Origin of the sequence: Maribellus mangrovi, from assembly GCF_037646455.1 — a bacterium.
Taxonomy (GTDB): domain Bacteria; phylum Bacteroidota; class Bacteroidia; order Bacteroidales; family Prolixibacteraceae; genus Draconibacterium; species Draconibacterium mangrovi_A.
Map to the genome: position 1 here is coordinate 1,034,843 of NZ_JBBIXN010000002.1, position 16,595 is coordinate 1,051,437.

The following is a 16,595-nucleotide window of genomic DNA, read 5'->3' on the forward strand; positions in this document are numbered from 1 at the left end:
AAAAAAGGAGGGAAAAATAATGGATTATTTAAAACCACCCAGAAAAAAAAGAAAATTTACAATCAAATTGAGAGGTTTCGGAACTCACTACGATGAAAATGGAAGTAAAACATTTGATTCAGCAATAGCTGAGTTCTTTCATAAGACAGGGGGAATTCTTGCAGAAGAATACGGTAGTGATACTACTGTAATTTCAGCTTTTGTTCAATTTTTGAGAAATGAGGGAAAACTGACGACTAAATCATCCATCATGTTTGAAGATTTCGACTATTATGGTAATGATATAGATCCCGACGATGTAAATTCATACGAATAGTGGTTTGAATCTATCTCTAATTAACTAAATCCCAATTAAAAAGCAGCACAAAATCCTGTTGATACCCCCGCTAATAAATCCAATAGTTAAAAAGCGGGAAGATGATTTTGTGCCCTTAGGTTTATTGACGTTGGCATCTATTCTTCGTATCAAAAACGAAGTAGCTATTTATGAGCCTAAACACCGCTTAATTGAATCGGAAGATTACCTGACAGTTGCAAGGGATATATTATCTCATCAACCTGATGTCTTAGGATTTTCTACGTGGTGCATATCCTATGCTTCATCACTATTGATTGCAAAGGCCATAAAATCTTTGCAGCCAAATATAAAAATCATTTTTGGAGGACCCCAAGCGTCCATCACGGCAAAAGAAACACTCAGCCAATTCACTTTCGTGGATTATATCCTGAAAGGTGAAGCAGATTTGTCATTACCCCTATTACTTGATGAAATTGCCGGTAATAAATCAGATCTTAGTCAAGTTCCCGGCCTTATTTACAGAAATTCAACCGACGAAATAAAAGAAAATTGCCTGGCACTTCCGATTCAAAAGCTCGATGATCTGCCTATTCCTGCATACGATCTTTTCCCTGCAAAAAAAACGGTAAAACTGGATATTGGCAGGGGCTGCCCGTTTAAATGTACCTATTGCACTACCAACGACTTTTTCTCAAAAAAACACCGTACTAAATCGGTAAATCGTGTCATTCAGGAAATGTTATCAGTTCGTGAAAAACTGCACATTTCGAATATTGGTTTTGCACACGATATGCTGACTATGAACAGAAAATTTGTTTTCGAACTGTGTGATGGGCTGATTCAACTAAAAAATGAAAAAGAGATTGAATTCAAATGGACGTGTTCTGCGCGTATCGATTGCATATCGAAAGAAATGCTTGTGCAAATGGAAAAGGCAGGATGTGAGTCCGTGTTTTTTGGAATAGAAACCGGCTCACCAAGAGTTCAGAAACAAATTCAGAAAAATCTGGATATTAAAAAGTCCTATGCACTTGCAGATACATGTAGGGCGATTGGTTTGAATATGTTTGCCTCCTTTATCCTTGGCTTTCCGGAAGAAACAAAATCAGACTTCGAACAAACACTGGAAACACTTCTAAAATTGGCATCAAAAGGGTGTTTTGTGCAAAGTTCAGAACTTTCGCTGCTTCCTGGAACACCTCTTTATGAGTCCCATAAAGACAAGCTTAAGTACGACGGAAATTTTTCTAATTTTTCCAATACACTTTGCGGGAAAGAAGAACTGAAACTAATACGCAAATATCCCGAACTATTCAGTTCTTTTTACTATCTACCGGTAAAGACACTGAAACGTGAAGAAATGGTTTTCCTGAATAAGTTGATCAATAAAATGAACTTGTTTCGAAATACCATCTACCTTTTATCGGATTCCATTCGCGCTGATGCTAAAACAGTTGAACTCGTACATGTGGTCAAAGAAGTATACAAGCAGTTGCATCCCAAAAAGGAATCAAACCTTCCAGTTGTTGTCCATTGGATACACATTCTTTCACATTACATTGAACAACGCAACAATAATCTACCGCCATATTTTAGAGATATCTTCAACCTGGATTCTTATGTAGCACTTATACTCACAATAAATTCAAAATGGCGATTAAATCATATCCCAAAAACTCAAAAGGTTGTCTCCAATGATTCTCAAATACTGCCGACACCTGTCTGGAAAATTTTAAAAACAAATTACATTCTTGAAAGCATTATTCCATCTAAGAATGGCTGGAGGAACAATAAAAAGCACCTGCGAAAAGGTCTGTACTACTACCTGATCGTTGCCATTTCACCCATAAAATGCAAAAAAATAAGGCTAAACCAGAAAGAAGTACATTTTTTAGAAAATCTTTCGAAACTTAATTTCTCGGATTATGTAAAAAAGAATAAATCAGTGGGATCTAAAAAAGAAATACTATCTTGGTTAAAGAAAATGCAAAGATTGGGAGTGGTCGAATTATCAAACAAAATCGATTGAAGCAACTTTTAAAAGTTATACTTATTTTATTCCTCTTTTCCGGTTGGTTTTCGCATCGAACTTACTGTTCAGAACCAGGACCGCTCGACTCAATGATTGCGGTGTTTAAATCGCTCAAGACAGATTCGCTAAGAGAAGATATCCTGAAGGATGTTACAGGAATTCTCGAACAATCCAGCGACACTTTGGCTTTGGCTTTTTGGCACGATTTGCTAGAGTATTGCGATCAGAGGGAGTTTTACGGATCTGCAGGTTTCTGTGCTTACCGAATGGCAAGATTGCATAGGACGGCGGGAAATTACTTTCAAAGCCATCAATATTTCGGTTACAGCGCCGATTACTATGAAATTGCCAAAGACATCAAAGGTTTAGCAAGAACTTATAATGGTTTTGGGGGGCTTTACAAAGATTTAGGTCTATATCAACTCTCGTCTGACAACTATACAAAAAGTGCAGAATTGTACGAGCAAAGCAATGATACAATCTGGTTAACCTATGTTTACCTCAATATCGGAGGAATGTTTGAAGAACAAAACAAATTAGGTCTTGCTGAAGAATTCCTCTTGAAGGCAATAAAAATATTATCGGAACAAAAAGATATAGACGGACTGGTAAATAGTTATTTTAACCTTGGCATCGTCTATAGTAAAGAAGAAAAATCAGATTCTGCTCTCCTATATTTTTCTGAAGGGGAAAAATTATCAGAATCATTAGATAATATGTCAACAAGATTTCTGGGAAATTATTTCCTCGGAAAATTCCTTTTTGAGCAAAATAACCTTGAAGAAGCAGATTCGCATTTAAATGCTGCATTAAAGATTTTTGAGAATCCGGAATATTCAAATGTAATATCGTTAAAATATAAAGCTGAATTTACCGCAACTTTAAGCAGATATTTTGCTGCAAGTCACGACTACGCGAACGCTTATGTCTACTTACAACGTTTCAACAAATACGAAGCCGATAATAAGTTAATTGAGTCCCAGTTGGAACTTGATCGAATGCAATATCAGATGGATTTGAATATTGCCCAATTGGATGCAGAGAGGAAACAAAAAAGCCGTGAAACCATTATTGCTGTGGCTGCAGCCATAATTTTTCTGACACTGATAGTTTTATTCTCGGTTTATCGCAGTTACAAACACAAGCAAAAAGCCAATCGTCTGCTTACCGAAATGGATGAGTTGAAAACCCGGTTGTTCTCGAATATTTCCCATGAATTACGAACTCCGCTAACGCTTATTATTGCACCGCTCGAACAAATGCTTTCGAAAGAGGCGGAGAAAAAACCTTCGCGTAAGCAGATCAAACTGATGCGAAAAAACGCAAATGCTATTCTTAACCTAGTGAACCAGATTCTCGATCTCTCAAAGATCGATGCAAAAAGCATGAAGTTGGAATTGGTTGAATCTGATATTGTCTCATTTATCAGAGCACATTTTGCAGCCTTCGCGTCAATGGCACGACAAAAAAACATCAGTTTTAACAGCTATACACCACCCGATAAAAAGCTGCGATTTTTTGATGCCTCCAAATTGGAGAAGATCATAAATAATCTTGTCTCCAATGCATTAAAATTCACTCCAGAAAACGGACAGGTATTTTGTTTTGCCAATTTCCCAAAACCGGATCTACTGGAACTCGTGATTCAGGACACTGGAAAAGGAATTCAGCCTGAAGAACTCACCCGGGTTTTCGATCGTTTTCACCAATCCAGTGGTTCAAATGACGGTAATGCTATCGGTACGGGAATTGGTTTGTCGTTGACAAAAGAATTAGTAGAACTCATGTACGGGCAAATCAGCGTAGCAAGTATTGTTGGCGAAGGAACCAAATTCAAAGTGAGCCTGCCACTCGGAAAAGAACACCTGCAAAATAATGAGTATACGATTTTGGAGCAGTACACTTCAGCAATAAGCCCGACAAGTACCAACGACGAGGAGACTGCAACTTGTGAAGATACCACCGCCCTTGAAAATGAAAATGTACCTGAAATTTTAATCGTTGAAGACCACATCGAGATCAGTGAATTCATTCGGGAAAACCTTCGTAAATGTTATCGGGTAGTTACCGAAACAAACGGAAAATCCGGTCTTGAAACAGCCATCCAAAACATTCCCGACCTGATTATATCGGATGTGATGATGCCCGAAATGGACGGAATTGAAATGAGCAAAAAAATAAAGCAAGACCAACGCACCAGTCATATTCCAATAATTTTGCTTACCGGTAAAGCCAGTCATAAAGATAAAATGCAGGGTTTGGAAACCGGTGTTGATGCTTTTATTCCCAAGCCATTCAACATGAAAGAACTTGCACTGCGGGTTGAAAAAATTATTGAACAACGCCAGAAACTCCGCGAGCGTTTTAATAAAAATCTAAAACTAGAGCCTAAGGATATTGCGGTTACCTCAGCCGACGAGAAGTTCCTCGAACGAATTATGGAGATTATTGAGGAGAATATGGGCAATACCGAATTTGAGGTTGGCCAGTTGCAGGATGAACTGCTTATGAGCCGAACTCAGCTTTTCCGGAAAATTAAGGCGCTTACCAATCAATCTCCGGGAGATTTTATCAGAACGATTCGTTTAAAAAGAGCCGCCAGTTTAATGGATCAGAAATTCGGGAATATTGCACAAATAACCTACGAAGTAGGATTTAATAATCCTTCCTATTTTGCCAAATGCTTTAAAGAACTGTTTGGAATGCTTCCGTCGGAATACCTGAAAAAGGAATAAATCCAACCTTGCTTTTTAAGCCTTTCAAAACGTTACTTCACTGCAATCTGAAACATCTGTTTTATGTTTTGGTACTCCTGTGGTAGATATTCCGTACCCCGCAATATAACTTGCGTACAACAAAATTTCAGTTTCATTTATTGGAACATCAGTGGTAGAAATCCACCTGGCTGTTGAACTACCTTTGAATTGTAATTTTCGAAACATTTAAAGTCAGGAGGAAATAAAAATGAAAACGCAATCAAACAAATTTCAAAGCGAACAAACCCGGAATAACCAAACCATGATCTTTATAATGGTAATTTGCTATGTACTTTTAACTACAACATCATTTACTAAAATTGAAGCAAGATCTTATACATTGCACACCGAAGATCAGACGTTTAGAACACTTAATTCCATCGAAGCTCAACTTGTGCCAAATCAGGTTTACAGTCTTGAACTCGATAAACTTAGAAGATTCATCACTCAACAGCACCACGACGCAATGAACCAGGCATTAGAAGACTTTTCAAATTTTGAAGAACCTGATTTGCTGCTTGAAGACATCGCTTCGATTAGTGAATTTCAAGAACATTATTTTAATGAAAAGAACGATCGACGTTTTGTAACGCTTGAAAATGAATTCCTGAACGATCTGTACACTCAAAAAAACGAGGAAGTATTTACCAGCCTGGAAAATGAGCGCAAGATCAGAAAACTCTTAGTTACTGAAAATGAAACAGAATTGAACGTTGAAGCCTGGATGGTCGCTCAATCTGCGATGTCCAGCGATCAGGCCAACGATGATTTTGAAGAATTTCTGGAAAACATGCTGGCAGAAAAAAATCAGGCAGTAGAACGTGAAATTGAAATGAATCATATTGTAAATGAATTTCTGGCACTGGATTCAGAAGAAGAACCTTGGAGCCTGGAAGATATTTACATTGAAGAGATTTCCCCCGCACCCGACAACACCAGCCTTTCTGAAAACCGCTACCTGGCAGGATTGCTGTCAGCTAAAAACGAAGCGGTTTACGAAGCCATCGAGTACGAAAGAAAATGTAAAGAGTTCCTGGCAATTACAAAAGAAGAACCGCTTAAACTCGAAGACTGGATGGTGGATGAAAAATGTTGGTGTCTACGCAAATCGCACAAAAACTACTTGTACACCGAACCGTATGCCATGAATAACAATAAATAATACAAGTAGCTTTTAGGGCGTATAAAGTCTCCAGTTTTTGGGGACTTTATTTTTTGTATTCCTTCACTTCTATTTCGCCGCGTGCCACACGAAGTCCGTTCATCGCCAAAGCTTCCAACTCGTCTTCTCCGGGATAGGAATAAATTTCAGCAATAAAACCACATTTTGTGCGTATGTATTTTTCGAGTTCAGGATTAAAAGCAAGGCCACCTGTTAACAATATTCCATCGATTTTACCTTCGAGTACAACGGCCATTTCACCGATCATTTTAGCCACCTGGTAAAAAAGCGCTTCCTGAACAATAGCCGCTTCTGTATCACCATGATCAGCTCTTTTCTCCACTTTTTGGGCATCATTAGTCCCCAGGTAAGCTACAAAACCACCTTCGCCAACCACCATTCTTCGAATCTGCTCTTTGCTGTATTTCCCGCTAAAACAAATATCGATCAACTGGCCAACCGGAAGTGTTCCCGATCGTTCAGGGCTAAAACTGCCTTCGCCGTCCAATGCATTGTTCACGTCGATCACACGACCGTTTTTATGTGCACCAACTGAAATTCCACCACCTAAATGCGCAATGATCAAATTCAACGATTCATAAGATTTTCCGACTTTTTGAGCATGGATTCGTGCTGTAGCTTTTTGATTAAGTGCATGAAAAATCGAACGTCGTTGAAATTTAGGATGCCCTGCGAACCGTGCTACATCTTCAAGTTCATCGGTTACTACCGGATCGGCCATAAATGCTTTCGCGCCGGGTATCTGCAGCGCAATATAATCGGCCAGCATAGGACCAAGATTACTTGCGTGATGCCCTAGAACTCCTTCGCGCAAGTGTTCAATCATGCGGTTATTCACACGGTACACACCCGATTCAAGCGGATAAGTCAAACCTCCCCTGCCAATGATGTATTTTATGGAATCGACCTCGATACCTTCTTCCTGCAAGACTTCAATGATGAGTCCTTTACGCAGATCAAACTGATCGACAACACTTTTAAAACGCAGCAGTTGTTCCAGAGGATGACGGATGGTTTTTCGCAAAACACATTCGTCACCAAAATAGACAGCAAATTTTGTAGAGGTTGAACCGGGATTTATGGCGAGAACACGATACATATCAACTTAATAACGAAGCCAAAGCGATGGAGTTCAGTTTTGTTTTTTCGCTGTCGCCACGCGATGACACCACCGCCGGAACTTTAGCACCGGCTATTATTCCGGCCATCTCGGCTTTACACAATTTTGAATTGGTTTTATAAAATACATTGGCCGCATCAATATTTGGGAACAGCAGGCAGTCGGCATCACCGGCTACAACCGATGTAAAACCTTTTATTTCGGCGGCCTCGACGTTAATCGCTACATCGAGCGCCATCGGACCATCTACTATTCCGCCTTCAATTTGTCCGTGCTCCGACATTTTTGCGATTGTTGCTCCATCCATGCACGACTGAATTGAAATGATGATTTGCTCTGTTGGCGCAATCACGGCTACTTTAGGTACTTCAATTCCCAATCCGTGAGCAGCATCGATGAGGTATTTGGTCATTAATATTTTCTGCGTTAGATCAGGATAAGGAATTACTGCAGGATCAGTAAAGATCAGCAGTTTGCTGTAATTGGCATTGTCCATTACCGAAATATGGCTGAGTGTTGCCTTCGATGGCAGCAGACCGTATTCTTTTTTTAGCAGGACTTTCATAAACTGGTCGGTAGAAACCATCCCTTTCATAATCAGGTCTGCCTCGCCATCGTGTACCAGTTGTACTGATTTTTCGGTTGCTTCTTTCGAACTTTCCACATTCACGATTTCGTACTTACCCGAATTAATATGCAGTGCCTTCAGTTTTTCTTCAATGCGTTTTTGGACTCCCGTCAGTATGGGTTTTACAAAGCCCATTTCAACAGCTTTGTTCAATGCTTCCAAGGTGTTTACATCAACACCATTGACTACCACCAGCCGTTTGGTCGGCTGTTTTTGGGCTGCATCCAGTAATTCACTAAAGCTCTTCATTTTATGACTTTTAGTTATACTACGAAATTACAGCAAACAGCCGGTGCAATTCGTAACTTTTCTCAGTATATTTTATGTTATAAACCATGAGCTGTAATTTTATTTTTTTAAATAGATAGAACCATACATACAAAAACGAAACTTTGTTACTAAAGTGTTGCTGCAGCTTGCAAATTGCCATTTTAACGAATGTATACATCTATTATCCAAGGCCTTCGAACTTGCGTTTACCCGCATATTTAACTTGTAAAGAAGTGGTGTAATTTCCGGTTTTTATTGTCTTAAAATATATACAATTTCATCCTTTAATTCAACACCTCAGGGTATGTTTTATAACCAGAAACCAAAACATCAAATTGCTGTTTTATAATATATCTCAATCTTTTTAATAAATTAATAAATGTACTAATTTCAAAACCTATTAAGTTGTAAATCAAATACTATCAACTTGCTTCAACACTGCCTGTCATACGATTTTATTTTTGAGATGTTTGCGGGTTCATCGAATGGTGAGAAACATGGACAAGACTTCAATAGATTCTCAACAAGCATGAATCGTTCAAATGGAATTTTATAATACCGTGTCGTAAATCGGCTGGTATCTAATTCAATATCTAACATAAACAACCTAAAAGTTATAACTATGGTAAATAAAATTACAAGTTTGGCCGAGTACTTCGAAAAGTACAGGGAAAGTGTAGCCGATCCCGATGGTTTTTGGGGGAAAATAGCCGAAAGCCATTACTGGCAAAAAAAGTGGGATCAGGTACTTCAGTACAAGTTTGAGGGCGATGGTGCCCCGGACGTCAACTGGTTCGTTAATGGCAAATTAAATATTACTGAGAATATTTTTGAGCGCAACATGTTTATGCACAAAGACCAGGTAGCGATTATCTGGGAGCCTAACGATCCGGCGGAAAAAGAAATTAAACTCACTTATGGCGAGTTGTTCGAAAAAGTAAAACAATTTGCCAACGGGCTGAAAAAAATTGGTATTCAAAAAGGCGATCGTGTAGCTATTTATCTACCTATGGTTCCTGAACTGGCCATTGCAATGATGGCCTGCGCTCGTATCGGTGCCATTCACTCCATTGTATTTGCAGGATTCTCGGCAACTGCACTGGCTGATCGCGTGATCGATGCTGAAGCCAAGGCAGTAATCACTTCTGATGGTGGTTACCGGGGAACAAAAACCATCCCTCTAAAAAGTATTGTGGATGAAGCTTTGGAAACCTGTCCATCGGTAGAGCATTGTGTGGTACTCGAACGCACCAAAGAAGAAATTAACTGGAATAAGGAGAAAGACATGTGGTGGCACGATCTTATCGATGGTGTTTCAACTGAAAACAAAGCCGAAACCATGGATGCCGAAGATGTGCTGTTCATTCTTTACACTTCGGGATCGACAGGAAAACCCAAAGGCGTGGTGCACACTACCGGAGGTTACATGGTGTATGCCGAATACAGCTTTAAAAATGTGTTCCAGTATGGCGATGGTGATGTGTACTGGTGTACCGCCGACATTGGCTGGGTAACCGGGCACTCTTACATTGTTTATGGTCCGTTACTGGCCGGTGCTACTTCGGTGATGTTCGAAGGAGTTCCCACATGGCCCGATGCCGGCCGTTTCTGGGACATTGTCGACAAATACAAAATCACACAGTTCTACACGGCTCCAACAGCTATACGTGCACTTGTAGCCCAAGGCGACGATTGGGTGAATTCTCACGACCTCAGTTCGCTGAAAGTACTGGGAACCGTTGGCGAACCGATTAATGAAGAAGCCTGGCGTTGGTACCACGACCTGGTAGGAAAAAGTAAATGTCCGATTGTAGATACCTGGTGGCAAACTGAAACCGGAGGTATTATGATCACACCGCTGGCCGGAATTACACCCACTAAACCATCGCTGGCAACTCTCCCGCTTCCGGGGATTCAACCTGTTCTGCTCGATCATGAAGGAAACGAACTAAAAGGAAACAGCCAGGAAGGCATTTTGTGCATCAAACATCCATGGCCTGGAATGTTACGTACCACCTGGGGAGATCATCAACGTTGTTATCAAACATATTTCGCATCGTTCCCAGGTTATTACCTCACCGGCGACGGAGCCAAACGCGACGAAGAGGGCTATTATCGAATTATAGGCAGAATTGACGATGTAATCAATGTATCGGGTCACCGCATCGGTACTGCCGAAGTGGAAGATGCCATTAACCAGCATCCTAAAGTGGTGGAATCGGCTGTAGTTGGCTACCCGCATGATATCAAAGGATCGGGTATTTATGCTTATGTGATCTGCGAAGAGATGACCGATGCAGAACTGAATGGCATTGAAAATGAGATCAGGGCAACGGTAAATAAATTTATTGGCCCGATTGCGAAACCCGATAAAATTCAAATTGTGAGCGGACTGCCAAAAACCCGTTCCGGAAAGATCATGCGCCGAATTCTTCGTAAAATTGGTGAGGGTGATGCGACCAACCTTGGCGACACCTCAACATTGCTCGATCCGGGTGTTGTTGACGACATTATACAAGGAGCAAAAGTAGAAGTTAAACGCTAAGCAATATCACAAAAGACACCTTCAACATGAAGGTGTCTTTTTGTTTTCATATAAAAAACCAAACTATGAACAATCAAAAAACTTTTAACCGCGGTTTTGTGGTTCTTGGAGCTATTTTGATCCAACTGGCACTTGGCGCTATTTATGCCTGGTCGGTTTTCACTCCTTCTTTAAAAGTAGCAGGCTGGTCGAGTGAGAACACCCAGTGGGTTTTTGCTGTCGGACTTGCTTCGTTTGCACTTTTTATGGTATTTGCCGGCAAAAAATTAAAATCATGGGGGCCACGAACACTTTCCTGGACAGGCGGAGTAATTCTGGGGCTTGGCTATTTGCTGGCCGGTTTATTTGGGGGTACCAACTTCATCACGGTGCTTATTCTGGTTGGGCTGGTAGGCGGAATGGGAATCGGCTTTGCCTACGTGGTGCCGATCGCGGTAGGCATGCGCTGGTATCCGGATAAAAAAGGAATGATAACCGGGCTTGCCGTTGCCGGTTTCGGTTTTGGAGCCATGCTCTGGGTAAAATTAGCCGGTTCGTGGGGTCATCTGATTGAAAATTTTGGCCTGTCAACAACATTCGTGATCTATGGATTTGCATTTGCATTGATGGTTATTATAGGCGGATTTTGGATGAAATTTCCTCCCGAAGGCTGGCAACCCGAAGGTTTTGAAGCCGAAGAAAGTGCCAAAGAAACCAAACCAAAAACCAGCCTGAACTTAACAAGCAACGAGATGCTGGGCAAAGTTCAGTTTTACCTTATCTTTTTAACTTTTGTGTTTAGTGCCGGTGCCGGATTAATGTCCATCGGGTTGATGAAACTTTACCCGATGCAGGCACTTATGGAATCAGGAATAAGTGAAACGGCGGCGAGTGCGATTGCAGGAACGGCAATGGCCGTATTTTTTAGCCTTGCTAATGGCCTCGGTCGGATTTTGTGGGGCCTTATAAGCGATAAGCTTGGGCGTAAACTATCCATAACCTTGATGACAGCTATTCAGGGTATTACGGTTATCCTATTTACTTTTATGGCCGGTAACGAAATCCTGCTTTACCTGGGAGCTACACTCATTGGTTTTAACTTTGGCGGAAACTTTGCCCTGTTCCCTACCATCACAGCCGATACTTTTGGAGCTAAAAATGTTGGGCAAAACTACCCCTTTGTATTTCTGGCCTACGGTGTTGGTGGTATCTTCGGTCCTATTTTGGGTGGAAGAATGGGCGACCTGAATAACTTTGCACTTGCTTTCACTATTTCGGGAGCCGCCGTTCTAATCGGAACCATATTAATTTCATTTGTAAAGACACCACAAGAATAAAATACACACCACATTATGTGAAAAAGCACTCCATTTCGGGGTGCTTTTTTTTGGCTTCCGGCAACTTGTGTTCTAAAACACCTGCCCCTACGATTGTTTTTAAACATATTCTAATAATGTTCGAAATTAGAATCACACCCAGTAATCATTAAATATCAACTTCTTACACAATTTAAGCTGCTTTCTCTTTCGCCATTTGCAATTTTTAAAGCTGACTTTTTTTGATGAAATTTAGAAACCAAAACAAGCTGTATTGCAAAACCTTTCAAAGCAATACAACAATCGATCAACCCAAAAATATTGAACAATGGCTATCAAGAAGTTAGACAGTATCTTTAAACCAAAACGAATTGCACTTATTGGTGTATCCAATAATCCCGACAGTGTTGGCGGGATCACGCTAAGAAATCTCGTTAGCGGAGGTTTCAGCGGCGTTGTATATCCCATCAATCCCAAACGCGAGGCGGTATTTGGCATTCCGTGCTACCCCGATATAAAAAGCCTTCCAAAAGTGCCCGATCTGGCGGTTATAATGACGGCAGCAAAGTGGGTTCCACAGCTGGTTAGGGAATGTGGTGAAGTTGGTGTTCACGGTTTAATAATTATGTCGGCCGGTTTTAAAGAATCGGGCGAGGAAGGAAAACAGCTGGAAGCCCAGGTAAAAGCCGAAAAAGCCAAATTCCCCGACATGCGAATTATCGGTCCGAACTGCCTGGGAATACTCGTTCCGGGATTAAATATGAACGTTAGCTTTGCCGATGGAATGCCGAAAAAAGGACACGTGGCTTTTATCTCACAATCCGGAGCATTGTGTACTTCCGTGCTTGACTGGGCCTACGAGTCGAATATCGGATTCTCCTATTTCGTATCCATCGGTAACTCGATGGACGTAAGTTTTGGTGATCTCATCGACTATTTTGGCCAGGATCCGAATACCAAATCGATTGTACTTTATGTTGAATCGATTGATAATGCGCGTACTTTCATGTCGGCAGCGCGTGCCTTTTCGCGTGAAAAACCGATCATTGTATACAAATCAGGTCGATTCCCCGAGTCGGCAGCCGCGGCAGCTTCTCACACCGGCGCAATGGCCTCTGAAGATTCCATTTACGATGCCGTTTTCCGCCGTGCCGGTTTAGCCCGGGTATTCGACTTTGGTAATATTTTCGATTTTACCGACCTGGTAGGTAGAAAACGTATTCCAAAAGGCAACAGGCTGGCTATTGTAACCAATGCCGGTGGCCCCGGTGTAATGGCCACCGACTCGCTGATCTCAATGGGTGGGAAACTGGTAAAGCTTTCCGACGAAACCATGGACAAGCTAAATGATTACCTGCCACCTTTCTGGTCGCATGGTAATCCTGTTGATGTACTTGGAGATGCCACACCTGAACGCTTTGCACGCGCCACCGAGATCGTTCTGGAAGATAAAATGGTAGACGCCGTGCTGGTGCTGTTAACTCCTCAGGCCATGACAGACCCAACGGCTACGGCAAAAGCGATTGCCGAAATGACAAAGAACACTACCAAATCGGTAATGGCAGCGTGGTTGGGAGGAAAGGCCATGCACGAGGGTATTCAAATATTTAACAACGCTGGTATTTCGAGCTACCCGACACCCGAACAGGCCATACGTGCATTTATGACACTTTCGTATTATTCCGAAAACCAGGAAATGCTTTACGAAACACCACGCGAAGTGCCAGTTTCATTCCAATACGACAGAAACGAACTTCGTAAAAAATACCTGAGCGATGTCTTTCAGAAAACCAAAATTTTGAACGAAGACGATTCAAAAATGTTGGTGAACGATTATGGCATTGATACTACTCACCCCACACCTGCAGCCACTGAAGATGATGCAGTTCGCATTGCAGAAGAAAAGGGTTATCCGGTGGTGCTCAAGATCTATTCGCCCGACATTACCCATAAATCGGATGTTGGAGGCGTTGCCCTGAATATTGAAAATGAAGAAATGGTGCGTGCTACTTTCCGGAACATGATAAAAACTGCGGCGCAAAAACGACCTGACGCAAAAATTGACGGCGTTACCGTTCAGAAAATGGTCGATAACAAAGACGGTATCGAACTGATCGTAGGGACAAAGAAAGATCCGGTATTCGGAACGGTTATGCTGGTGGGAATGGGCGGAACCTCTGCCGAATTGTTTAAGGATAAACGACTTGAGTTCCCTCCCTTAAACGAGCGGCTGGCTCGCCAGATGCTATCATCGCTAAAAATCTATCCATTGCTGACCGGCTGGCGCGGAGACACTCCGAAAAACATTGATAAACTGATTGAGGTGCTGATCCGAATGTCGTACCTGGCAGCGGATTATCCCGAAATTGAGGAACTTGATATAAATCCGTTGATCGTTACGCCAAAGGATGTAATTGCACTCGATGCCCGGATTGTAGTGGATCACGACCTGCTGAAAAAACCGGTAAAAGAATATTCTCACCTGGTACTTCGCCCTTACCCGGAAAGTTTAACCTGTTCCTGCAAGCTGAAAGACGACACGCCGGTAATGTTACGACCAATACGTCCGGAAGACGAGCCGATGTGGCTGGAATTGCTGGGTAGTTGTTCAAAAGAATCGATCTATCACCGCTTCCGTTACGACTTTTACTTCGACTCACATGAAGTGGCCTCGCAGTTCTGCTTTATTGATTACGACCGTGAGATTGCCATTGTTGCCGAACATGAAAAAGCCGACGGAACAAAAGAACTGATGGGTGTTGGTCGCTTGATTGCCGATCCTGATGTTGAGATTATGGAATATGCGATTTTAATTACCGATGCCTGGCAGAAAAAAGAGTTGGGATTTACACTGACCAAATATTGCCTTGAAATTGCAAAAGGCCGGGGAATTAAAAAGCTGGTAGCCGAAACTACCCGCGACAATAAACCGATGATCACTGTGTTCCGGAAACTCAATTTCAAAATCCGGTTTAATGAAGATACCACGGTTTCAGTGAGCAAAAACCTGGATGAGGAAGAATAACAAAATTGAATATAAAAAGTATGCTCCCGGGAAAAAATCTTAATTTCCCGGGAGTTTTTTAAATACATGGATCGCAACAAAATAAATCAAGCCGTACAAATTATTCGAAAAGCAAAGTATGCCGTGGCATTTACCGGTGCCGGCATTTCCGTTCCCAGCGGCATTCCACCATTCAGGGGCGAAAACGGATTGTGGAACAGAACCGATCCTATTTTCCTTGAAATTGAATTCTTTAAAAAGAAACCGCTGCAATCCTGGCTTAAAATAAAGGAGATTTTTTACGATACTTTGGGTGAAGCCCAACCCAATGAAGCCCACAAAGTACTGGCAAAAATGCAGCTGCGCAGTTTTCTGGAAAGCATAATAACGCAAAACATCGACCACCTCCACCAGGAAGCCGGAAGCAAACGTGTTTATGAAATTCACGGAACCTACAAACAACTGGTTTGCATGGATTGCAGTTCGGAGTACGACATAAGCTTTGCCGACCTCAACTTTCTCCCCCCCACCTGTTTTGTGTGCAAAGGCATTTTAAAGCCCGATATCGTATTCTTTAATGAACCGATTCCGGTATATGCCAAAAGACATGCGTTTGAAGAAGCCCAACAAGCCGATGTGCTCCTGATAATCGGAACCAATGCTGAAGTTCTTCCTGCTGCCGACATTCCGGTTACCGCCAAAAAACATGGTGCAAAAATCATTGAAATTAACATTGAAGAAACGCATTTTACCCGCGAAATAACCGATGTTTTTCTGCAGGGTGATGCAGCTGAAATTATGGCCGAAATCGGGAAACTATTGTATTTATAAAGTCTTCAGAATTGAGCCCTAAACTTTTTGCCGACTACTATTTTTTCAAACTTAATTTTCCTGTCCAGTGATGATGTGAATTCGGATCTTCTGAACTGTTATAATCATCGGTTGAACCGCCACCCGATGCACCTTCAAATTTACCTGTACCACCTTTAAAAACAAAGGGATCTTTCCAGTAAGAAGTCACAAACTCAGGATGATTAGGAAGTCTTCCTTCGATCACTTTCCCGCTGCATGTGAAGAACAATGAATCTCCATCTTCCGATACCAGGTATGATTCGGTTGGCGCATATTCCCCTTCAGGGCCGCAGGCGCAAAAATTAAACGTACCTGAAATGTTACCCAGTTCGGTTGCTGTTCCTTTAAAATTCACAGTTACGTGACATTCGAATCCATCAGGGCAACCTTTGACATCATCGCCGGTAAGTACCTGAGCATATTCGCCGGTAAAAGTGGCCTCAAAAGGGACAGTTTCTTTATTACTACAGGAATTCAACACAAGTGCAATGAAGGCAACGAACATGGAAATTGTGCGCGATTTCATAGTTATTGGCTTAAATGATTTCGCTTCAAGTTACTAATAATCAAAATACAACTCAATAATTTTCACAAAAACAAAGAAACCCCTCC

The 16,595-nt window shown here is 41.6% G+C and carries 11 protein-coding genes; 8 read left to right on the forward strand and 3 right to left on the reverse strand.

Features of this window, described 5'->3' with window-relative positions:
* The first annotated feature begins 19 nt into the window (after positions 1-19).
* The 4 genes from WFY05_RS12355 to WFY05_RS12370 all read left to right on the forward strand — a co-directional run bounded on the left by WFY05_RS12355 (position 20) and on the right by WFY05_RS12370 (position 6,248).
* Positions 20-316 carry a hypothetical protein gene (locus WFY05_RS12355; RefSeq protein ID WP_340113176.1) on the forward strand — a complete coding sequence of 99 codons (297 nt, stop codon included), beginning with the start codon at positions 20-22 and terminating at the stop codon, positions 314-316.
* A gap of 58 nt (positions 317-374) precedes the next feature.
* Entirely contained in the window at positions 375-2,327 is a 1,953-nt protein-coding gene (locus WFY05_RS12360; protein ID WP_340113177.1) for a B12-binding domain-containing radical SAM protein, read from the forward strand.
* The gene (locus WFY05_RS12365; RefSeq protein WP_340113178.1) at positions 2,324-5,065 is read left to right on the forward strand and encodes a hybrid sensor histidine kinase/response regulator transcription factor; all 2,742 of its coding nucleotides are present in this window, start codon (positions 2,324-2,326) and stop codon (positions 5,063-5,065) included. The genes WFY05_RS12360 and WFY05_RS12365 overlap by 4 nt, the downstream gene beginning before the upstream one ends.
* A 229-nt stretch (positions 5,066-5,294) precedes the next feature.
* A complete protein-coding gene (locus WFY05_RS12370) occupies positions 5,295-6,248 on the forward strand; it encodes a hypothetical protein (protein ID WP_340113179.1) in 954 nt (317 codons plus the stop codon).
* A 46-nt stretch (positions 6,249-6,294) separates the two neighbouring features.
* Here the strand turns inward: WFY05_RS12370 and buk are convergent, their stop codons facing one another.
* Positions 6,295-7,368, reverse strand: coding sequence for a butyrate kinase (gene buk, locus WFY05_RS12375; RefSeq protein ID WP_340113180.1), 1,074 nt, complete (start codon positions 7,366-7,368; stop codon positions 6,295-6,297).
* Position 7,369: 1 nt separating this feature from the next.
* Entirely contained in the window at positions 7,370-8,266 is an 897-nt protein-coding gene (locus tag WFY05_RS12380) for a phosphate acyltransferase (protein WP_340113181.1), read from the reverse strand.
* A 643-nt stretch (positions 8,267-8,909) separates the two neighbouring features.
* Between WFY05_RS12380 and acs the strand changes: the two genes are divergently transcribed.
* The 4 genes from acs (at position 8,910) to WFY05_RS12400 (ending at position 15,962) form a co-directional block, all read left to right on the forward strand.
* Positions 8,910-10,832: an acetate--CoA ligase gene (acs, locus tag WFY05_RS12385; RefSeq protein ID WP_340113182.1), complete on the forward strand. Its 1,923-nt coding sequence runs from the start codon at positions 8,910-8,912 to the stop codon at positions 10,830-10,832.
* Between the two features lie 65 nt (positions 10,833-10,897).
* Positions 10,898-12,148: an L-lactate MFS transporter gene (locus WFY05_RS12390; RefSeq protein ID WP_340113183.1), complete on the forward strand. Its 1,251-nt coding sequence runs from the start codon at positions 10,898-10,900 to the stop codon at positions 12,146-12,148.
* A gap of 307 nt (positions 12,149-12,455) precedes the next feature.
* Positions 12,456-15,152 (forward strand): bifunctional acetate--CoA ligase family protein/GNAT family N-acetyltransferase, encoded by a 2,697-nt coding sequence (locus tag WFY05_RS12395; RefSeq protein WP_340113184.1) that lies wholly within the window; start codon positions 12,456-12,458, stop codon positions 15,150-15,152.
* A 66-nt stretch (positions 15,153-15,218) separates the two neighbouring features.
* A complete protein-coding gene (locus tag WFY05_RS12400; protein WP_340113185.1) occupies positions 15,219-15,962 on the forward strand; it encodes an SIR2 family NAD-dependent protein deacylase in 744 nt (247 codons plus the stop codon).
* A 37-nt stretch (positions 15,963-15,999) separates the two neighbouring features.
* On the opposite strand, the gene WFY05_RS12405 is transcribed toward WFY05_RS12400, so the two are convergent.
* A complete protein-coding gene (locus tag WFY05_RS12405) occupies positions 16,000-16,509 on the reverse strand; it encodes a hypothetical protein (RefSeq protein WP_340113186.1) in 510 nt (169 codons plus the stop codon).
* Between the last annotated feature and the right edge of the window lie 86 nt (positions 16,510-16,595).

What these genes read in the sequence shown, in the direction of transcription:
- WFY05_RS12355 (WP_340113176.1), top strand. Translation starts at nt 20, where the DNA reads ATGGATTATTTAAAACCACCCAGAAAAAAAAGAAAATTTACAATCAAA.
- WFY05_RS12370 (WP_340113179.1), top strand. Translation starts at nt 5,295, where the DNA reads ATGAAAACGCAATCAAACAAATTTCAAAGCGAACAAACCCGGAATAAC.
- buk (WP_340113180.1), bottom strand. Translation starts at nt 7,368, where the DNA reads ATGTATCGTGTTCTCGCCATAAATCCCGGTTCAACCTCTACAAAATTT.
- WFY05_RS12380 (WP_340113181.1), bottom strand. Translation starts at nt 8,266, where the DNA reads ATGAAGAGCTTTAGTGAATTACTGGATGCAGCCCAAAAACAGCCGACC.
- acs (WP_340113182.1), top strand. Translation starts at nt 8,910, where the DNA reads ATGGTAAATAAAATTACAAGTTTGGCCGAGTACTTCGAAAAGTACAGG.
- WFY05_RS12390 (WP_340113183.1), top strand. Translation starts at nt 10,898, where the DNA reads ATGAACAATCAAAAAACTTTTAACCGCGGTTTTGTGGTTCTTGGAGCT.
- WFY05_RS12395 (WP_340113184.1), top strand. Translation starts at nt 12,456, where the DNA reads ATGGCTATCAAGAAGTTAGACAGTATCTTTAAACCAAAACGAATTGCA.
- WFY05_RS12400 (WP_340113185.1), top strand. Translation starts at nt 15,219, where the DNA reads ATGGATCGCAACAAAATAAATCAAGCCGTACAAATTATTCGAAAAGCA.
- WFY05_RS12405 (WP_340113186.1), bottom strand. Translation starts at nt 16,509, where the DNA reads ATGAAATCGCGCACAATTTCCATGTTCGTTGCCTTCATTGCACTTGTG.